The sequence below is a fragment of the Microbacterium sp. KNMS genome, from assembly GCF_053851835.1.
This window is the reverse complement of sequence record NZ_JBSQBP010000001.1, coordinates 98,353-116,613: the sequence shown is the minus strand read 5'-3', so window position 1 is coordinate 116,613 and position 18,261 is coordinate 98,353. Positions and strand designations below refer to the sequence as shown.

The window sequence follows — 18,261 nt, the reverse complement described above, 5'->3', positions numbered from 1 at the left end:
AGGATGGCGTCCGTGCCCCTCGACCGCATCGCCCTGATCTCCGACGTCCACGGCAATCTCACGGCGCTCGAGGCCGTGCTCGCCGACATCGCCGCGCGCGGCATCAGGCATATCGTCAACCTCGGCGACACGGCGGGCAAGGGCCCGCGCGGAAGCGCCGCCGTGGCGCGCGTGCAGGAGGCCTGCGCGGTCAACGTGCGGGGCAACTGGGACGACTTCCTCGACACCATCCCGGACGAGGGCCCCGCCGAGATGGTCTGGTGGCGCGACGAGCTCACGGCCGCGCAGCGCCTCTGGCTGCGCACGCTGCCGCTCTGCCACGATCTCGCGCTGAGCGGGCGCCGCATCCGCCTCTTCCACGCGTCGGCGGAGAGCCCGCACGTGCGCGTGCACTTCCACCACACGGCCGAGCAGTTCGACGGGATGTTCCGCGCCACCGAGATGACCGGACCGGGCGCGGCTCCCGACGTCGTCGGCTACGGCGACATTCACGACGCGTACATCGAGTCGGCCGACGGGCGCACGCTCTTCAACGTCGGCAGCGTGGGCAACCCGCTCGACGAGCCCACGCCGTCGTACGTCATCCTCGAGGGCGAGCTCGACGGGGAGCGCGGCGCCCCCTTCGGCGTCCAGTTCGTGCGCGTGCCGTACGACGTCGAAGCCGAGATCGCGGTCGCCCGGGAGCGCGCGATGCCCACGGCGGACGTGTGGGAGATCGAGCTGCGCACCGCCGTCTACCGCGGTCGCCAGACCGCCTGAGCGGCCTCAGCGCACGGCGGCGACGACGAGCTCGGCGAGCCGCTCCGGCTGCGTGAACTGCGGCCAGTGCCCCGAGCCGATGCGCACGACCTCGACGTCGGCGATGGCGCCGAACTCGTCCGCGAACGGCCCCCACTGCGCGAGCTCGGCGCGGAGGGCGTCCTCGTCCATCGACCCCATCAGGAGCGTGACCGGCACGTCGTGCCGTCGCGGATCCGAGAGCGCGATCTCGTCGGTCGGGACCCGGGCCGGCACGCTTCCGGTGAGCGCGGCCGTCCGCTCGCGCGTCTCCGCGTCGAGGTCGGCGGTCTCGGGCGCGTCGAAGAAGTCCCACCCCGGGAACGGCACGACGCCGCCCTCGACGGGGAACTCCGAGATGCCGAAGCCGGGCGCGGGCGGCACCGTGTCCACGAAGACCGCGCGTGCCACGCGATCGGGCCGCGCATCGACCGCGCCCCAGGCCACGTTGCCGCCGCCCGAGTGGCCCACGAGGACCACCGGCTCGGCGGCGGCGTCGATCTCCGCGACGACCGCGTCGATCCAGTCGGCGAGGCCGATGTCGCCGGGATCGGGGTCCCCGACGCCGGGCATGGTGAGGGGGCGAGGGCGATGGCCGGCGGCCGTGAGCGCGTCGACGATCGGCCCCCAGGACCGTGCGTCGAGCCAGAGACCGGGAATGAGGAGGACGTCCATGCCCTCGACGCTAGCGGCGGCCTCCGACATGGCGGAAGGGGCGGCGCCGCGTTCTGCTTCAGGCGGATACGGGGCGGGCGATCAGGGCGCCGGGCGCCTCTCGCGAGACGCGCGCGGCGTCTCGCCGCGCGTCCTCGGCGACCCGCTCCAGCCATCCGCTCCGCCGCTGCGCGTCGGCATGGCGGACGTCGGTGAAGCGAGAGGCGCGCACCCGGCGGATGCCGCAGAAGCGCAGGGTCTGTGCGCGCAGCTGGCGCATCGCGGGGTCGCCCGTCGCCCACAGGAACCAACGCGGTGAGTCGCTCGTCATGATGACCCGGCCCGTGCGCCCGCGGAGGAGCCCCTCGGGGAACCCGTTCGCCCGATATCGGTAGGCGACGCGGGGCAGGAGCACGCGATCCAGGAAGCCCTTGAGGAGTGCGGGCGTCGATGCCCACCAGACCGGGGTCGCGACGACGACGTGGTCGGCGGCGAAGATCGCCTCGAGGGCGCGCTCGAGGTCGGGCTCGAGCGGCTGCTCGGCCCGATAGCCGGCGCGCAGCACGGGATCGAAGTCGAGATCGCGCACCGCGAGCACGACCGCGTCGCCGTGCGCCTCCGCGTAGCGGGAGGCGAGGGCGGACACGAGCGAGTCGGGCGATGGATGGCCGTCGATGACGAGAGCGGGCACGGTTCCTCCTGAGAAGTGGGCCCTGTCCAGAATGTGGACACTGTCAGGATAGCTAGGATCTTGCGTGTGTCAACATCCGTCGGCAGGTACCACCATGGCGACCTCGGTCCCGCGCTGCTCGAGGCGGCGGAAGCGCTCCTGGCGGAGCGCGGTGCGGCGGCGCTGAGCCTCCGTGAGGTCGCACGCCGGGCGGGTGTGAGCCACAACGCGCCGTATCACCACTTCGCCGACCGCCTCGCGCTCCTCAAGCGCCTCTCCGAGCGGCACATGGACGCCCTCCTGGACGCGCAACGCCGCGCGGCGGAGGGGGAGCGCGATGCGCGCGCACGGCTCCGCGCGATCGCGTCGGCCTACGTCGGGTACGCGCGGGAGCATCCGCACGGCTTCGGCATCGTCTTCGACCCCGAGGTGTGCGTGCCCGGCCATCCGTCGGAGGCGATGGCACCGCTCATCCGCGCGAACGAGGAGCTGATCGCCGCGGTCGTCGCACAGGCCGCGCCCGAGCTCGACGATCCGACCCGAGAGGCGGCCGTGGCCGGTGTCTGGGGCCTCGCGCACGGGCTCGCGACGCTCGTCGTCGCGGGGCACATCGACGCGGGGCAGGTCGACGCGGGCATCGACGGCGTCATCGCCCTCGCGAGCGCATCCGCCTGAGCGCCAGGCGTCACGCGACGGAGAGGACGACCTCTCCCGTCGCGATGTCGGTCGACTCGACGTGCACGCGGATGCGCGTGCCCGGCTCGACCGCCTCCCGCACCGTCGCCGTCACGAAGGGGTCGGCGATCTGCACGCGGCGTCCGCCCTTCGTCTCGGCGAGGACGACCGCGTCCACGATGTCGCCGATGCGCGCGTGCAGGACGGCCGCCTCGACGCGGTCGACGGCGCCGGACTCGAGACGAGACGCGAGGGCCGACGACCGGCGCATGATGTCGGGCAGCAGCGGCAGGGTGTCGACATCGGCACGCCCCGTGCAGGCGAGCAGCACGAAGCGATCGACGAGCCGCCGCAGGGGAGCGGTCGCATGCGCGTAGGGCGCGCCGATCGCTGCCTGGCCGGCATCCGCCGGGATCTCGTCGGGAGACGTGAACGCCGCGTAGTCCGCACCGCGGAAGAGCGCGCTCGCGGCCTGCAGGACCGCGGGCGTCGCGGGGTCGGCGGGGTCGAGCCGGCGCAGGTACTCGCCGTAGTCCACGGCGTCGTCCCAGGGGCGACCGAGGAGCGCGGCGCGCCGCCGGAACTCCGCGAGCGACTCCTCGTCGGCCGGCGGCATGGTCCGCAGGATGCCGCGGCCCTCCCGCTGCATGATCGCGGCCGCGGCCATCCCCGTCATGAGGGAGATCTGCGCGTTCCAGTCCTCGACGGGAAGGGGCCTGCGCATCCGCAGCGTGTAGCCGTCCGGCCCGTCGACGATCTCCTCCTCGGGGGCGTTGAGACTCGCTCCGCCGCGCGCGGCCTCCTGCGCGATCCGCAGGGGGCCGACCTCTGCAAGATGCCGGAGCGTCTCCGGGGCCGAGCCGTCGTCGATCGCCCGCTGGGCCTCCTCGTACGTCCACTGGCGCCGTGATCGCACCCACGCGCGCTCGAGCGTCACGTCCTCGGGGCCGTGCGCTCCCTCGGCATCGAGCGCGAAGCGCCACACATAGGCGCGGCGGTCCTCGTCGGGCAGGAGCGACGCGGCCCCGTGCGACAGGGCCTCGGGATGGAGCCGTCGGGCGCGTAGAGGGTCTGCCCGCGGCGCCGTGCCTCCGCGTCGATCGCCCCGCCGGGGCGCACGAACGCCGCGAGGTCGGCGATCGCGTAGTGGACGACGAAGCCGTCACCCGCGCGGGCGATGTGCATCGCCTGATCGAGATCGCGCGATCCCTCGGGATCGATCGTCAGGAACGCGAGGTCGCGCAGATCCGCGCGCTCGGCGTCCGAGCCGTCGACGGCGGCATCGCTCGCGGCGACCTCCTCCGCCTCGGCGACGACCTCGGGCGGGAACGAATCGGGCAGCTCGAGGGATCGCCGCAGCTCGGCGAGCGCCTCTCCGAGCGCGCTCTGGACGGCGGACGGCGACAGGCGGGTGTGACGTGCCGGCATGCCGTCAGCCTAGGCGCGCGCCCGCCGCGCGGGAGTCAGGCGAGCACGCGCGTGAGCTTCTCGGTGTTCGACACCCGGCGGATGCCGCGGATGGCGCCGCTCGCGTCGAACTCGAACGCGATGACGTCGATCTCCGCCCCGATCGCGAGCGACAGCCCGGGCTCCCCGTTGACCTCCGTGTGCGCGACGCGGGGCCGCACGCCCGCCGCGATCGCCTTGCCGAGGATGCCCGCGAGGAAGCGGGCGATGCGACGCGGGCCGAAGACGGGGTTGAGAGCGCTGCGGACGCGTCCTCCGCCGTCCGCCCACAGGATGGCGTCGTCGGCGAGCCACGCCACCACGGCCGCGATGTCGCCGCCCTCGATGGCCTCGACGACGCGGGCGAGCGCCTCACGCGAGGGAGGGGGCGGCGACGCGGCGCGATCTCCGTCGAGCTGGAGCCGGCGCTCGCCGCGGGAGATGAGCTGACGCACGGCCGCCGGCGAGCGCTCGAGCACGCGTCCGATCTCGACCGCGCTCATGCCGAACGCCCGATGGAGCACGACGGCCGCGCGCGCCTCGGGCGAGAGCTGCTCGGCGAGGTGCAGCACCGTGAGCGAGAGCATCTCGCGATCGGCGACGACGTCCTCGGGCAGGCGGTCGACCGCGACCGGCTCGGGGAGCCACGGGCCGGGGTACTCCTCCCGCTCCGCCGCGAGCTGCCGCAGTCGGTCGATCGAGCGCCGCACGCACGTCGTGGTGAGCCATGCGGGCCACGACCGCACGGACGCGCCCCGCTCGGCGCGGACGGCCTCGAGCGCCACCTCGGAGACCACGTCCTCCGCGTGGCCGAAGTCCCCGAGCATCCGATAGGCGATGCCGACGAGGCGGTCGCGCTCCTCGCGCCAGGCGAGAGCGGCCGCCGAGCGCGACGACAGGGCCTCCACGATGCTCAGGCTACGGGGTGGGCGGCGTCCACCGGCGGCTCCATCTCGGTCGCGATCGCGATCCGGTTCCAGACGTTGATCGTCGCGATCGCCAGCACGATGGCACCGAGCTGCCCGTCGTCGAAGTGCCGCGCCGCGGCATCCCAGACCTCGTCGTCGACCCCGTCGGGCCCGAGGCGGGTGACGGCGTCGGTGAGGGCGAGCACCGCCGTCTCGCGCTCGTCGAACAGGGAGCGCGCATGACGCCACGCGGCGACCGCGTGCAGCCTGCGCTGCGGGATCCCGCGCCGGGCTCCGTCGGTCGCGTGCATGTCCACGCAGAATCCGCATCCGTTCAGGACGGATGCCCGCAGCTTGATGAGCTCGTAGAGCTCGGCGTCCACGGTCGAGCGCACATAGCCCTCGAGGCCGATCACCGCGGCATAGCCGAGCTTGTTGGTCTTCGCGATCGCGATGCGCGTCATGGGCGTCCTCCTCCGGTCGGTGTCGACGGCGGATGGCCGTCCACCCATACCGTCGGAGCGCGTGCGCGAAGTGTGACAGGGGCGCCGCCGGCGTGTCGGAGCGGCGAGGGCGCGGGCCTAGACTTGTCGCTCGTGGTCACCCGTCTGTCGCAACTCTTCGTCCGCACGCTCCGAGAAGACCCTGCCGAGGCAGAGGTCGCGAGCCACCGCCTGCTCGTCAGGGCCGGTTACATCCGCCGTCAGGCGGCCGGCATCTTCGCGTGGCTCCCGCTCGGCCTGCGGGTGAAGGCGCGGATCGAGCAGATCATCCGCGAGGAGATGACGGCGGCCGGTGCGCAGGAGGTGCACTTCCCGGCGCTCATGCCGCGTGAGCCCTATCAGGCCACGGGCCGCTGGGACGAGTACGGCGACCTCCTCTTCCGTCTGCAGGACCGCAAGGGCGGCGACTACCTCCTCGCGCCGACGCACGAGGAGGCGTTCACGCTCCTCGTCAAGGACCTCTACTCGTCGTACAAGGACCTTCCGCTCACGATCTACCAGATCCAGGACAAGTACCGCGACGAGGCTCGGCCGCGCGCCGGCCTCCTGCGCGGACGCGAGTTCACGATGAAGGACGCGTACTCGTTCGACCACACCGACGAGGGCCTCGACCGCTCGTACCAGGCGCAGCGCGACGCGTACGAGCGCATCTTCCAGCGCCTCGGACTGGAGTACGCGATCGTGCAGGCCGACGCCGGGGCGATGGGCGGGTCGCGCTCCGAGGAGTTCCTCCACCCGACGCCCGTCGGCGAGGACACCTTCGTCCGCAGCGAGGGCGGCTACGCGGCCAACGTCGAGGCGTACACGACGACGGCGCCCGAGCCCGTCCCGTTCGACGGCCTCCCCGAGCCCGTCGTCTTCGACTCGCCCGGCACCACGACCATCCAGACCCTCGTCGCGCACGCGAACGACGTGCTCGAGGGGGAGTGGACCGCGGCCGACACGCTCAAGAACGTCGTGCTCGCGCTCACCCATCTGGACGGCACGCGCGAGCTCGTCGTCGTGGGCATCCCCGGCGACCGCGACATCGACGACAAGCGCGTCGAGGTCGCCTTCGCGCCCGCCGAGGTCGAGCCAGCGACGGACGCCGACTTCGAGGCGAACCCGCTTCTCGTCCGCGGGTTCATCGGGCCCTGGAGCGCGACCGGGCCCATCCTCGGCGAGGAGTCGGCCACGGGCATCCGCTACCTCCTCGACCCCCGAGTCGTCGACGGCACGCGCTGGATCACGGGCGCGAACCAGGCCGACCGCCACGTGCACGGGCTCGTCGCCGGGCGCGACTTCACGGCCGACGGCTTCGTCGAGGCCGCGACCGTGCGCGACGGAGACCCCGCTCCGGATGGCTCGGGCCCCGTGACGCTCGCGCGCGGCATGGAGATCGGCCACGTCTTCCAGCTCGGCCGGAAGTACGCGGAGGCGCTCGGCCTCAAGGTGCTCGACGAGAACGGCAAGCTCGTGACTGTCACGATGGGCTCGTACGGCATCGGCGTCACGCGCATCCTCGCGATCATCGCCGAGCTCTCGCACGACGACCGGGGCCTCATCTGGCCCGAGTCGGTCGCGCCGTTCGACGTGCACGTCGTGGCCACGGGCAAGGGAGACGAGGCGTTCGCGCTCGCCGAGCGGCTCGTCGCCGACCTCGAGTCGGCCCGCCTCGACGTGCTCTACGATGACCGCCCGAAGGTGTCGCCGGGGGTCAAGTTCGGCGACGCCGAGCTCATCGGCGTGCCGAAGCTCGTCGTCGTCGGGCGCGGTGCGGCCGACGGGATGGTCGAGCTGTGGGACCGTCGGACGGGCGACCGCGAGGTGGTCCCGTTCGCCGACGCCGTGGCGCGCCTGACAGCCTGACGCGCCGCACGGCGTTTGGCCGCGGCCCTCCGAGGCGACATACTGACGCGCATGGAAGACCTCGAAGCGTTCATCGGCTGGTTCGGCAACGAAGTTCTCTGGACCTGGATCGTGCTGCCGATCGTGGCGCTCCTCGGCGTGTACATCACGGTGCGCTCGGGCGCGGTGCAGATCCGCATGCTGCCGGAGATGATCCGGACTCTTGCGGACAAGACCCCGCTCGACGACGACGGCCGCCCGCAGTCGGTGTCCTCGTTCCAGGCGTTCACCATCTCGGCGGCCTCGCGCGTCGGCACGGGGAACATCGCGGGCGTCGCGACCGCGATCGCGGTCGGCGGGCCCGGCGCGGTCTTCTGGATGTGGCTCATGGCGACGATCGGCGCCGCCTCCGCCTTCGCCGAGTCGACGCTCGCCCAGCTGTTCAAGGTGCGCGACAAGGACGGCTTCCGCGGCGGCCCCGCGTACTACATGGCAAAGGGACTGCGTGCCCGCTGGATGGGCGTCGCGTTCGCGGTCATCCTCATCTTCTGCTTCCCGTTCGCCTTCTCGGCTCTGCAGGCGAACACGATCGCGCTCACGATGTCGTCCGCCATCACGCAGCTCTCCGGGGCCGAGGGCACCTGGCTGCTCTGGGTCGTCGGGATCCTCACGGCGGCGCTGACGGGCGTCATCGTGTTCGGCGGCGTGCGCCGGATCGCGAGCGTGACGCAGGGGCTCGTCCCCGTCATGGCGCTCGCCTACCTGCTCCTGGGCCTCGCGGTCGTCATCGTGCACATCGACCAGCTCCCGGCGGCGTTCGCGTCGATCTTCACGCAGGCGTTCGGGTTCAACCAGATCCTCGGCGCGACGCTGGGCCAGATCATCCTCACGGGCGTCAAGCGCGGCATGTTCTCGAACGAGGCCGGCCTCGGATCGGCGCCCAACGCGGGTGCCGCCGCCGCCGTCACGCACCCCGCGAAGCAGGGCTTCGTGCAGTCGCTCGGCGTCTACTTCGACACCATGATCGTGTGCTCGATCACCGCGTTCACGGTCCTCGTCGCGGTCCCGATCGAGAAGGGCGGGATGTCCGGCATCGAGCTCACCGAGCACGCGCTGACCTCGTCGCTCGGGGGCTGGGCCACGATCGCCCTGGCGGTCGTCGTGTTCATGCTCGCGTTCAGCTCGATCATCGGGAACTACTACTACGGCGAGGCGAGCATGGAGTTCATCTCGACGAAGCCCGCGGTGCTCACGACGTTCCGGGCGCTCGTCGTGCTCGCGGTGCTCGCGGGGTCGGTCGCCGCCGCGAGCTTCGTCTGGACGCTCGCGGACGCGATCATGGGCGTCATGGCCGTGATCAACCTCGTCGCGGTCGCGCTGCTGTCGGGTCTCGTCTTCCGACTGCTCAAGGACTACTCGCAGCAGCGCCGAGCAGGTGCCGATCCGGTGTTCACGCGCGACCTCATGCCCGACGTGCAGGGCATCGAGTGCTGGGAGAACGCGGAGAGCGTGACCGGCCCGATCCGGGTGGTCGGCCGCAGGCGCTGAGGCCCGCGCCCGCGGCCCGCTCCCAGCGTGGGCGCGGCTCGATCCGGTATCGTTGCGGAGATGTCGGCGAGACGTGTGCCGATGAGAGCTGAATACGGAGGACGCTGTGGATATCGATCTCGGATTGCTGCGAACGGTCGAGCGCGAGAAGGAGATCCCGTTCGACGAACTCGTTCGGATCATCGAGCAGGCCGTCCTCACGGCATACGGCAAGCACGTCTCCCAGAGCGGCGAGATCCCCGAGGGCGCACGCGCGCACCTCGACCGCAAGACCGGCCACGTCGCGATCCTCGTCCCCGTGCGGGATGAGGAGGGCGCGGTCATCGGCGAGGAGGAGACGACTCCCGAGGACTTCGGCCGCATCGCCGCCTACGCGGCCAAGCAGGTCATCAGCCAGCGCCTGCGCGACCTGGCCGACGACGCCGTGCTCGGCGAGTTCCGCGGCAAGGAGGGCGACATCGTCGCGGGCGTCGTGCAGCAGGGGCCCAACCCGCGCATGATCCACGTCGACCTCGGCACGGTCGAGGCCATCCTGCCGCCCGAGGAGCAGGTGCCCGGCGAGGAGTACTCGCACGGATCCCGCCTGCGCGTCTACGTCACGAGCGTCGCGAAGGGCCTCAAGGGCCCGCAGATCACCGTGTCGCGCACGCACCCCGGTCTCGTCCGCAAGCTCTTCGCGCTCGAGGTCCCCGAGATCGCGAACGGGCTCGTCGAGATCACCTCGCTCGCCCGCGAGGCGGGGCACCGCACGAAGATCGCCGTGCGCGCCAACGACCCGTCGATCAACGCGAAGGGCGCCTGCATCGGCGAGCTGGGCCGCCGCGTCCGCGCCGTCACCGAGGAGCTCAGCGGGGAGAAGATCGACATCGTCGACCACGATGACGATCTCCCGAAGTTCGTCGCGAACGCGCTGTCTCCCGCCAAGGTGACGAGCAGCTTCGTGCTCGACGCGACGACGAAGGCCGTTCGCGCACTCGTGCCCGACTACCAGCTGTCGCTCGCGATCGGCAAGGAGGGGCAGAACGCCCGTCTCGCCGCCAAGCTCACGGGCGCCAAGATCGACATCCAGCCCGACAGCATCCTCGAGCAGGGCTGAGCCGGCCCGATCGAAAGGGCCGTCGCGACACGCGCGACGGCCATCCGCGATGCCGAGGTGTAGGATGGAACCCGTACGGACGTGCGTCGCCTGTCGCATGCGCGCTCCCCGAGCCGCCCTTCTCAGGGTGGTCGTCATCGATTCCGAGCTCGTCCCCGATGAGCGCGCTGTCATGCCGGGCCGGGGGGCGTGGGTCCATCCGACGCCCGAGTGCATCGGAACCGCACTCACACGCCGCGCCTTCGTACGAGCACTGCGCGTGCCGGGCCCGCTCGACACGCAGACCTTCGAGAAATGGCTGAGCAGCTATGGAAATCAAGTGAACGGCTCGAAATGAGACCCGTCCGCCTTTAGAGGTCTGCCCTGTCCGGGGCAGGCCGCCCCAGACAGGAGAATTGTGGCAAAACCACGCGTACATGAGATCGCCGCGGAGCTGGGCGTCGACAGCAAGGTCGCGCTCGCGAAGCTCAAGGAGCTCGGCGAGTTCGTGAAGAGCCCGTCGTCGACGGTCGAACCGCCCGTCGCGCGCAAGCTGCGCGCCGCGCTCGAGTCGGAGGCCGCCGCGAAGCCCGCGGACGCCCCCGCCGACGCGAAGCCCGCGGCCCGCAAGCCCGCACCCGCGCGCCCCGGCGCACCCAAGCCCGGTCCCGCGCGTCCGGCCGAGAAGCCGGCCGCCGAGGCGCCCGCTGCACCGAAGCCCGCACCCGCGAAGCCCGCTGCCAAGCCGGCTCCCGCGGCCCCGCAGGCCGAGAAGCCGGCCGCTGGCGAGGCGCCCGCCGCGCCGAAGCCCGAGGCCGCCGCTCCCGCGGCGCCCGGCGCGCCGACCCCCGGGCCCCGTCCCGGCGGCCCGCGTCCCGGCAACAACCCGTTCGCGTCGCAGCAGGGCATGGGCAAGCGCCCGGGCGGACCGCGTCCCGGCAACAACCCGTTCGCGTCGGCGCAGGGCATGGGCCAGCGCCCGACGCCCGGCAACATCCCCCGTCCGCCGAAGCCGCAGGCTCCGCGCCCGGGTGCACCGCGCCCCGGCGCGCCGCGCCCCGGTCGTCCCGGTGGCGGCGCCGGTCGTCCCGGTGCTCCGTTCCAGCAGCGTCCGGGCGGCGCGGGTCGTCCCGGCGGCCCCGGTGCCGGCGGCGGCTTCCGTCCCGGCGGCGCACCCGGCGGCGGCGGCTTCGCCGGCCGTCCCGGTCCCGGCGGCCGCGGTCGCGGCGGCACGGCCGGCGCGTTCGGCAAGGGCGGCGGCAAGTCCAAGCAGCGCAAGTCGCGTCGGGCGAAGCGTCAAGAGTTCGAGATGCGGGAGGCGCCGATCGTCGGCGGCGTCAAGGTCCCGCGCGGCGACGGCAACACCGTCATCCGGATGCGCCGCGGCGCATCGATCTCCGACTTCGCCGACAAGATCGAGTCGATCACCGGCATGAGCGTCCAGCCGGGCAACCTCGTCACGGTGCTGTTCCACCTCGGTGAGATGGCGACCGCGACCGAGTCGCTCGACGAGGCCACGTTCGAGGTGCTGGGCTCCGAGCTCGGCTACAAGATCCAGATCGTCTCGCCCGAGGACGAGGACAAGGAGCTCCTCGAGGGCTTCGGCCTCGACCTCGAGAAGGAGGAGCTCGAGGAGGACGACGCCGACCTCGAGATCCGTCCCCCGGTGGTCACGGTCATGGGTCACGTCGACCACGGAAAGACGCGACTGCTCGACGCCATCCGCAAGACGAACGTCGTCGCGGGCGAGGCCGGCGGCATCACCCAGCACATCGGCGCGTACCAGGTGTGGACCGAGCACGAGGGCTTCGAGCGCGCGATCACCTTCATCGACACCCCGGGTCACGAGGCCTTCACGGCCATGCGCGCCCGCGGTGCCGAGGTGACCGACATCGCGATCCTCGTGGTCGCGGCCGACGACGGCATCATGCCGCAGACGGTCGAGGCCCTGAACCACGCGCAGGCGGCCGGCGTGCCGATCGTCGTCGCGGTCAACAAGGTCGACAAGCCCGAGGCGAACCCGGCCAAGGTGCGCCAGCAGCTGACCGAGTACGGTCTCGTGGCTGAGGAGTACGGCGGCGACGTCATGTTCGTCGACGTCTCCGCGCGTCAGAACATCGGCATCCAGGACCTCCTGGACGCCGTCCTCCTCACGGCGGACGCGGGTCTCGACCTGCGTGCGAACCCGAACAAGGCGGCGCGCGGTGTCGCGATCGAGGCGAAGCTCGACAAGGGCCGCGGCTCGGTGGCGACCGTGCTCGTCCAGGCGGGGACGCTGCGCGTCGGCGACCCGATCGTCGCCGGCACGGCGTACGGCCGCGTCCGCGCGATGATCGACGAGAACGGCGACGCCGTCACCGAGGCCGCTCCCTCGCGGCCCGTGCAGGTGCAGGGTCTCAGCTCGGTTCCCCGGGCCGGCGACACCTTCATCGTCACGGACGACGACCGCACGGCGCGTCAGATCGCCGAGAAGCGCGAGGCCGTCGAGCGCAACGCCCAGCTGGCCAAGGCCCGCAAGCGCATGTCGCTCGAGGAGTTCACGCGTGCGCTCGAAGAGGGCAAGGTCGAGTCGCTCAACCTCATCATCAAGGGCGACGTCGCCGGTGCCGTCGAGGCGCTGGAGGAGTCGCTGCTCAAGATCGAGGTCGACGAGAGCGTCCAGCTGCGGATCATCCACCGCGGTGTCGGCGCGATCACGGAGTCCGACGTCAACCTGGCCACGATCGACAACGCGATCGTGATCGGCTTCAACGTCCGCCCCGACGCCAAGGCCCGCGAGGCCGCGGCTCGCGAGGGCGTGGACGTCCGGTTCTACTCGGTCATCTACAACGCGATCGACGATGTCGAGCAGTCGCTCAAGGGCATGCTCAAGCCGGAGTACGAGGAGGTCCAGTCGGGCGTCGCGGAGATCCGCGAGGTCTTCCGCTCCTCCAAGTTCGGCAACATCGCGGGTGTCATCGTCCGCTCCGGCACGATCACGCGCAACGCCAAGGCGCGCGTCATCCGCGAGGGCGTGGTCATCGCGGACGGCCTGGCGATCGAGTCGCTGCGCCGCTTCAAGGACGACGTCACCGAGGTCCGCACGGACTTCGAGGCGGGCATCGGCCTCGGCAAGTACAACGACATCCAGGTCGGCGACGAGATCGAGACGACCGAGATGGTCGAGAAGCCGCGCGGCTGACGCGGATCTCACCCACCGGCCCTGTCGGGCGGCTCCGGCCGCTCGGCAGGGCCGTCTCATCCAAGGAGGACAACATGGCCGGACAGGAACGTCAGGCGCGGCTCGCGGATCGCATCCGCGTCATCCTCGCCGAGCGCCTCGAGAAGGGCCTGCGCGATCCGCGGCTCGGCTTCGTGACGATCACGGACGTGCGCGTGTCGGGTGACCTGCAGCACGCGTCGGTCTTCTACACGGTGTACGGCTCCGACGAGGAGCGCGTCGCGAGCGGCGCGGCCCTCAAGGCCGCCACCGGCATGCTCCGCCGCGAGGTCGGGAAGCAGCTCAACACGCGGCTCACGCCGTCGCTGGAGTTCATCCCCGACGCGCTGCCGGAGACGGCCGACCACCTCACCGCGCTCCTGCGCGAGGCGCGCGAGCGCGACGAGGCGGTCGCCGGGCTCGCCGCTGGCGCGCAGTGGGCGGCGGGGGAGGACCCCTACGTCAAGCCGCGCGAGACGGCGGACGAAGACGACGCCTGAGCCTCACCGAGGCAGGCGCAGCAGCTCTCCGTCGGTCTCGACGAGTCCGTCGGACAGCAGCGAGAGGATGGCCCGGTCGCGCTGAGCGCGGTCGGGCCATTCCGCGATCACAGCGTCCTGCGCGGCGCCATCCGGGCCGGCCTCGCGGAGCCGGCGCAGCACGGCGCCGCGGGCCTGACGGTCGCTGCCCTCGTACCGGGCCTGCCGTCGCCGCGTGTCCGGCGTCTCGGGCCGCCCCGCCGCCAGCCACGCGCACGACAGGCGGACCGGGCACTCGTCGCATCGCGGGGCGCGCGCCGTGCACACGACCTGACCGAGCTCCATCGCCGCGGCGTTCATCGCCGCGGCCTCGGTCGGGGTCTCCGGCAGGAGCGCGGTCATCGCCTCGAGGTCGCGGCGGTGGGGAGGACCCGGCTGCGCGCGGCCGTCCACGGCGCGCGCGATGACGCGCCGGGTGTTCGTGTCGACGACGGGATGGCGGTCGCCGTACGCGAAGACCGCGACGGCCCGCGCCGTGTAGTCCCCGATGCCCGTGAGCGCGAGGAGCGCGTCCACGTCACGCGGGACGACGCCCTCGTGGCGGTCGCGGATCTCGACCGCGGCGCGGTGCAGCCAGAGTGCGCGGCGCGGATAGCCGAGGTTCGCCCACTGCCGCACCGCCTCGGCCGGAGCGTCGTCGGCGAGCGCGGTCGGCGTCGGCCAGCGCTCGAGCCATGCCTCGAGGTGCGGGATCACGCGCGCGACCGGGGTCTGCTGGAGCATGAACTCGCTCACGAGCGTGCCCCAGGCCCCGTATCCCGGGCGGCGCCACGGCAGATCGCGCGCGTGCGCGCGGAACCACGGCACGAGCCTGTCGGCGAGGTCGAGGGTGGGCATCGTCTCAGCCTATGACGCGCTCATCCGCGCTCCGTGCGCACCCGTTCAGGTGCTTCGCATCGGGGCGCGACCGAAGCGTTATCGGACGGCGTCCTAACCGTTACCGACCCCGCCGATCCGGGCACTACCGTCGAAGAGGGGCAGCTGAGAGGAGATCATCATGATGCGCATCCGAGCGGGAATCGCTCTGACCGGGGTGCTGGCGCTCGCGATGGCCGGCTGCGCTTCCGAGGGAGATCCGGCCGACACCGCGGAGCCGACGTCGCCCTCGCCGAGCGAGAGCGCGTCGCCCTCGCAGACGCCGAGCACGCCGCCGCCCACCCCCACGACGCCCGGGCAGGACGCCGAGGACCCGGCCGACCCCGCCACGTGGGAGATCGAGGACGGCGAGCTCGGCCCGATCGAGCTCGGCGACGACTTCGACGAGGTCGTGGCGTCGCTCCCCGGCGACTGGGTGAACGACGACAGCTGCGCGTGGGTCGCGTACTGGAGCGCACCCGACGGCACGTACCTCGTGTCGTTCCAGCGCGACGCCGAGGGCGCAGGCCCCGTCATCGCCGCGACCGTCGAGTCGCTGAGCGACCGGTCGGGGATCGGCCCGCGGACCGAGGACGGCCTCGGTGTGGGCGCGACGCGCGACGACGTCCTCGCGGTGCACCCCGACGCCGTCGAGGTCGACTCGCCGATCGAGGGCATCTCGTTCCTGCGGATCGACGACGACGACGCGTCGGACGGATCGGTGTTCTTCCAGTACGCGGACGGACAGGACGGCGCGACCCGGGTGGCGGTCACGACGCTCGAGACCCCTGCGTACGAGGCCTGCGCCTGACCCGTCCGCGGGGCACTCGGCAGACGCAATACGCTGGAGGGATGGCGTCACGCGTTCCCCAGGCCGGAGGCATCCTGCTCGTCGACAAACCGGGAGGCCTGACGAGTCATGACGTGGTCGCGCGCTCACGGCGCGCCTTCGGAACCCGGAGGATCGGCCACGCCGGGACGCTCGACCCGATGGCGACGGGACTCCTCCTCCTCGGGATCGAGGGGTCGACGCGCCTGCTGACGTATCTCGTGGGCCTCGACAAGACCTACACCGCGACCATCCGGCTCGGGCAGTCCACGACGACGGACGACGCCGAGGGCGACGTCATCGCATCCGTCTCGCCGGAGACCCTCGCTGCCGTCGCGGACGCCGACATCGCCCGCGGCGTCGCCGCGCTGAGCGGCCCGATCTCGCAGGTGCCGAGCGCGGTGTCCGCGATCAAGGTCGACGGACGCCGAGCGTACGACCGGGTGCGGGCGGGCGAGGAGGTCGAGCTCGCGGCGCGCGAGGTCACGATCTCGCGCTTCGAGATCGACGCCGTGCGCCGATCCGAAGGGGCGATCGATCTCGACGTCGCCGTGGACTGCTCATCGGGAACGTACATCCGTGCCCTCGCGCGGGACCTCGGCGCCGCGCTGGGGGTCGGCGGGCACCTCACCGCGCTGCGTCGCACGCACGTCGGGCCGTTCGACGTCGCAGACGCGGCCGCCGTCGACGACCAGCTCGCCGACGCGCCCCTCCTTCCGCCCGCCGACGTGGCCGCCAGGGTCCTCGGCCGCTTCGACGCGACCGTCGACGAGGCGCGAGACCTGCGCCACGGCAAGCGGCTCGCCGGCGCGGCCGCACGCGTCCCCGGCGCTCTCGCTGCCGCCATCGATCCGGATGGCGCGCTCATCGGGATCGTCGAGAAGCGCGGATCCGCCCTCAAGAGCGCCATGAACATGCCGGAGCCTCAGGGAGGCGCCGCATGATCGCGTGGTTCACGATCGCGCAGGTCGCCGTCGCGAGCCTCGCGGGCGCGCTGTGCGTCATCCTCGGACTCGCCGGACGGCGCCCGAGCGACCTCTCCGTGGGCGCCATGGCTCTCGTGCAGGTGCTCCTCGTCGTGCAGATCGTCATCGCGATCATCGCGCCGCTCGCAGGCAACCCGCCCACGGGCGACCTGCTCGAGTTCTGGACCTACCTCGTGTCGGCCGCGCTCCTTCCCGTCGCTGGCGTCGTGTGGGCCTTCATCGACCGCACCCGATGGAGCGTCGTCGTCATGGGGGTGCTCGGGCTCGCCGTTGCGGTGATGGTGTACCGCATGCACGTGATCTGGACGATCCAGGTGGCCTGACCGCGCTCTCGCGCGGCCCGCGCGCAGGTGCGCCGCCTAAAATGGAGCCGTTATGACAGAGCCAGCGCGCACCCGCCGGATGACCGGCGTGGGCATCGTCCTCGTGTTCGTGTACGGCGTGATGGCGCTGGCCGCCACCGGGCGGTCGTTCGTGCAGATCGTGCGCGCGTTCGACGAGGCGCCGGTGGCCTACACCCTGTCGGCGGCGTCCGCCGTCGTGTACATCCTCGCGACTCTCGCGCTGATGTTCTCGAAGAGCGACGCGTGGTACCGCGTCGCGTGGGTGTCGGTGATCTTCGAGCTCGCGGGCGTCATCATCGTGGGCTCCCTGAGCATCGCGCTCCCCGCCCTGTTCCAGCACCCGACTGTGTGGTCGCTCTACGGAAGCGGATACGTCTGGATCCCGCTCGTGCTGCCGTTCTTCGGCATCTGGTGGCTCGCGACGCACCGCCCCGCCCGCTCGCGGCAGGCCGCGGAGGTCGCCCGATGATGCTCTTCCGCGACGCCGGCGAGGTGCCGGAGGGGTTCGGGCCCTCGGTCGTCGCGATCGGCAAGTTCGACGGCGTGCACGCGGGGCATCGCGCGCTCATCGAGCGGATGCTCGTCGATGCCGCGGGCACGGACGCCCGCACGGTGGCCGTCACGTTCGATCGGAACCCCCTCGCGCTCATCGCGCCCGCCCGCTGCCCGCAGCCGCTCGTGAGCGTGCAGCAGAAGGTCGACCTCCTCGAGCGCACGGGCGTCGACGCGACGCTGCTCCTCGCGTTCGACGAGCAGCTCGCGGCGGAGCCCGCGGAGAGCTTCGTCGAGCGCGTGCTCGTCGGCGCCCTGCGCGCGCAGCGGGTCCTCGTGGGGAGCGACTTCCGCTTCGGGCGCGGGGGAGCGGGCGACGCCGCGCTGCTCGAGCGGATGGGGGCCGAGCACGGGTTCTCGGTCGAGATCATGCCCGACATCGCCAGCTCGGGCGACGGGCGCCGCGTGTCGTCGTCGTGGATCCGCGAGCTCCTCGACGCGGGCGACGTCGAGCGCGCCGCGAAGCTGCTCGGTCGCCGGCACGCCGTGCGCGGCGAGATCGTGCACGGGCTGAAGCGCGGGCGCGAGCTGGGCTTCCCGACGGCGAACCTCGCGCAGGACGCCGAGGGGTTCATCCCCGCCGACGGCGTGTACGCGGGATGGCTCGTCGTCCCGCGCGGAGAGCTCGGCTCGGTCGTGCGGTACCCCGCGGCGATCTCGGTCGGCACGAACCCGACCTTCGACGACGTCGCGCAGCGCCAGGTCGAGGCGTACGTGCTCGACGAGGACGACCTCGACCTCTACGGGCTGAGGGTCGAGGTGCAGTTCGCGGCGCGCATCCGAGGGATGGTCGCGTTCGAGGGCATCGAGAAGCTCATCATCCAGATGACCGACGACGTCGCGCGCGTGCGCGAGGTCCTCGCGGGCGGCTGAC

At 72.3% G+C, this 18,261-nt stretch carries 19 protein-coding genes and 1 pseudogene; 13 read left to right on the top strand and 7 right to left on the bottom strand.

Features of this window, described 5'->3' with window-relative positions; all coding sequences use genetic code 11:
* The first annotated feature begins 3 nt into the window (after positions 1–3).
* The gene (locus ACWXWW_RS00540) at positions 4–759 is read left to right on the top strand and encodes a metallophosphoesterase family protein (RefSeq protein ID WP_455968184.1); all 756 of its coding nucleotides are present in this window, start codon (positions 4–6) and stop codon (positions 757–759) included.
* A gap of 6 nt (positions 760–765) precedes the next feature.
* Here ACWXWW_RS00540 and ACWXWW_RS00535 read toward each other — a convergent pair whose 3' ends face one another.
* Positions 766–1,452 (bottom strand): alpha/beta fold hydrolase, encoded by a 687-nt coding sequence (locus ACWXWW_RS00535; protein ID WP_455968182.1) that lies wholly within the window; start codon positions 1,450–1,452, stop codon positions 766–768.
* Between the two features lie 58 nt (positions 1,453–1,510).
* The gene (locus tag ACWXWW_RS00530) at positions 1,511–2,122 is read right to left on the bottom strand and encodes an NAD(P)H-dependent oxidoreductase (RefSeq protein WP_455968180.1); all 612 of its coding nucleotides are present in this window, start codon (positions 2,120–2,122) and stop codon (positions 1,511–1,513) included.
* Positions 2,123–2,188: 66 nt separating this feature from the next.
* Here ACWXWW_RS00530 and ACWXWW_RS00525 point away from each other — a divergent pair, with 66 nt between their 5' ends.
* Positions 2,189–2,776 (top strand): TetR/AcrR family transcriptional regulator, encoded by a 588-nt coding sequence (locus ACWXWW_RS00525; protein WP_455968178.1) that lies wholly within the window; start codon positions 2,189–2,191, stop codon positions 2,774–2,776.
* 10 nt (positions 2,777–2,786) lie between these two features.
* Here ACWXWW_RS00525 and ACWXWW_RS00520 read toward each other — a convergent pair whose 3' ends face one another.
* The 4 genes and pseudogenes from ACWXWW_RS00520 to ACWXWW_RS00505 form a co-directional block, all read right to left on the bottom strand.
* The gene (locus tag ACWXWW_RS00520) at positions 2,787–3,047 is read right to left on the bottom strand and encodes a hypothetical protein (protein WP_455968306.1); all 261 of its coding nucleotides are present in this window, start codon (positions 3,045–3,047) and stop codon (positions 2,787–2,789) included.
* Between the two features lie 117 nt (positions 3,048–3,164).
* Positions 3,165–4,204: pseudogene (locus ACWXWW_RS00515) on the bottom strand (RNB domain-containing ribonuclease); the annotation flags it as partial.
* A gap of 35 nt (positions 4,205–4,239) precedes the next feature.
* Positions 4,240–5,130: a sigma-70 family RNA polymerase sigma factor gene (locus tag ACWXWW_RS00510; protein ID WP_455968176.1), complete on the bottom strand. Its 891-nt coding sequence runs from the start codon at positions 5,128–5,130 to the stop codon at positions 4,240–4,242.
* A 5-nt stretch (positions 5,131–5,135) separates the two neighbouring features.
* Positions 5,136–5,594 (bottom strand): carboxymuconolactone decarboxylase family protein, encoded by a 459-nt coding sequence (locus ACWXWW_RS00505; RefSeq protein WP_455968175.1) that lies wholly within the window; start codon positions 5,592–5,594, stop codon positions 5,136–5,138.
* Positions 5,595–5,726: 132 nt separating this feature from the next.
* On the opposite strand from ACWXWW_RS00505, the gene ACWXWW_RS00500 reads away from it, so the two are divergent.
* The 6 genes from ACWXWW_RS00500 (at position 5,727) to rbfA (ending at position 13,782) form a co-directional block, all read left to right on the top strand.
* Positions 5,727–7,481, top strand: coding sequence for a proline--tRNA ligase (locus ACWXWW_RS00500; RefSeq protein WP_282978091.1), 1,755 nt, complete (start codon positions 5,727–5,729; stop codon positions 7,479–7,481).
* Between the two features lie 51 nt (positions 7,482–7,532).
* Positions 7,533–9,008 carry an alanine/glycine:cation symporter family protein gene (locus ACWXWW_RS00495; protein WP_455968174.1) on the top strand — a complete coding sequence of 492 codons (1,476 nt, stop codon included), beginning with the start codon at positions 7,533–7,535 and terminating at the stop codon, positions 9,006–9,008.
* 106 nt (positions 9,009–9,114) lie between these two features.
* Positions 9,115–10,104, top strand: coding sequence for a transcription termination factor NusA (gene nusA / locus ACWXWW_RS00490; protein ID WP_271172201.1), 990 nt, complete (start codon positions 9,115–9,117; stop codon positions 10,102–10,104).
* Positions 10,105–10,153: 49 nt separating this feature from the next.
* Entirely contained in the window at positions 10,154–10,441 is a 288-nt protein-coding gene (locus ACWXWW_RS00485; protein WP_309299957.1) for a YlxR family protein, read from the top strand.
* A gap of 60 nt (positions 10,442–10,501) precedes the next feature.
* Positions 10,502–13,264, top strand: coding sequence for a translation initiation factor IF-2 (gene infB, locus ACWXWW_RS00480; RefSeq protein ID WP_455968173.1), 2,763 nt, complete (start codon positions 10,502–10,504; stop codon positions 13,262–13,264).
* A 74-nt stretch (positions 13,265–13,338) separates the two neighbouring features.
* Positions 13,339–13,782: a 30S ribosome-binding factor RbfA gene (rbfA, locus tag ACWXWW_RS00475; protein ID WP_271174195.1), complete on the top strand. Its 444-nt coding sequence runs from the start codon at positions 13,339–13,341 to the stop codon at positions 13,780–13,782.
* Between the two features lie 3 nt (positions 13,783–13,785).
* On the opposite strand, the gene ACWXWW_RS00470 is transcribed toward rbfA, so the two are convergent.
* Complete coding sequence (locus tag ACWXWW_RS00470; RefSeq protein WP_455968172.1) at positions 13,786–14,658, bottom strand: A/G-specific adenine glycosylase; 873 nt, start codon at positions 14,656–14,658, stop codon at positions 13,786–13,788.
* Between the two features lie 160 nt (positions 14,659–14,818).
* Between ACWXWW_RS00470 and ACWXWW_RS00465 the strand changes: the two genes are divergently transcribed.
* The 5 genes from ACWXWW_RS00465 to ACWXWW_RS00445 are packed head-to-tail and all read left to right on the top strand — an operon-like array spanning position 14,819 to position 18,260.
* Positions 14,819–15,487, top strand: a complete 669-nt coding sequence (locus ACWXWW_RS00465; protein WP_455968170.1) for a hypothetical protein — start codon at positions 14,819–14,821, stop codon at positions 15,485–15,487.
* A 41-nt stretch (positions 15,488–15,528) separates the two neighbouring features.
* Positions 15,529–16,449, top strand: a complete 921-nt coding sequence (gene truB / locus ACWXWW_RS00460) for a tRNA pseudouridine(55) synthase TruB (protein ID WP_455968169.1) — start codon at positions 15,529–15,531, stop codon at positions 16,447–16,449.
* Entirely contained in the window at positions 16,446–16,814 is a 369-nt protein-coding gene (locus ACWXWW_RS00455; RefSeq protein WP_271174199.1) for a hypothetical protein, read from the top strand. The genes truB and ACWXWW_RS00455 overlap by 4 nt, the downstream gene beginning before the upstream one ends.
* A gap of 52 nt (positions 16,815–16,866) precedes the next feature.
* Entirely contained in the window at positions 16,867–17,304 is a 438-nt protein-coding gene (locus ACWXWW_RS00450; protein ID WP_324011991.1) for a hypothetical protein, read from the top strand.
* Positions 17,301–18,260, top strand: a complete 960-nt coding sequence (locus ACWXWW_RS00445; RefSeq protein ID WP_271174201.1) for a bifunctional riboflavin kinase/FAD synthetase — start codon at positions 17,301–17,303, stop codon at positions 18,258–18,260. The genes ACWXWW_RS00450 and ACWXWW_RS00445 overlap by 4 nt, the downstream gene beginning before the upstream one ends.
* Position 18,261 lies beyond the last annotated feature (1 nt).

Excerpts from the sequence above, each read along its gene's own strand:
- ACWXWW_RS00450 (WP_324011991.1), top strand. The coding sequence starts at position 16,867 with ATGACAGAGCCAGCGCGCACCCGCCGGATGACCGGCGTGGGCATCGTC.
- ACWXWW_RS00445 (WP_271174201.1), top strand. The coding sequence starts at position 17,301 with ATGATGCTCTTCCGCGACGCCGGCGAGGTGCCGGAGGGGTTCGGGCCC.
- ACWXWW_RS00505 (WP_455968175.1), bottom strand. The coding sequence starts at position 5,594 with ATGACGCGCATCGCGATCGCGAAGACCAACAAGCTCGGCTATGCCGCG.
- rbfA (WP_271174195.1), top strand. The coding sequence starts at position 13,339 with ATGGCCGGACAGGAACGTCAGGCGCGGCTCGCGGATCGCATCCGCGTC.
- truB (WP_455968169.1), top strand. The coding sequence starts at position 15,529 with ATGGCGTCACGCGTTCCCCAGGCCGGAGGCATCCTGCTCGTCGACAAA.
- ACWXWW_RS00535 (WP_455968182.1), bottom strand. The coding sequence starts at position 1,452 with ATGGACGTCCTCCTCATTCCCGGTCTCTGGCTCGACGCACGGTCCTGG.
- ACWXWW_RS00540 (WP_455968184.1), top strand. The coding sequence starts at position 4 with ATGGCGTCCGTGCCCCTCGACCGCATCGCCCTGATCTCCGACGTCCAC.
- ACWXWW_RS00495 (WP_455968174.1), top strand. The coding sequence starts at position 7,533 with ATGGAAGACCTCGAAGCGTTCATCGGCTGGTTCGGCAACGAAGTTCTC.
- ACWXWW_RS00470 (WP_455968172.1), bottom strand. The coding sequence starts at position 14,658 with ATGCCCACCCTCGACCTCGCCGACAGGCTCGTGCCGTGGTTCCGCGCG.
- ACWXWW_RS00520 (WP_455968306.1), bottom strand. The coding sequence starts at position 3,047 with ATGCGCCGGTCGTCGGCCCTCGCGTCTCGTCTCGAGTCCGGCGCCGTC.
- ACWXWW_RS00465 (WP_455968170.1), top strand. The coding sequence starts at position 14,819 with ATGATGCGCATCCGAGCGGGAATCGCTCTGACCGGGGTGCTGGCGCTC.
- ACWXWW_RS00485 (WP_309299957.1), top strand. The coding sequence starts at position 10,154 with ATGCCGAGGTGTAGGATGGAACCCGTACGGACGTGCGTCGCCTGTCGC.
- ACWXWW_RS00455 (WP_271174199.1), top strand. The coding sequence starts at position 16,446 with ATGATCGCGTGGTTCACGATCGCGCAGGTCGCCGTCGCGAGCCTCGCG.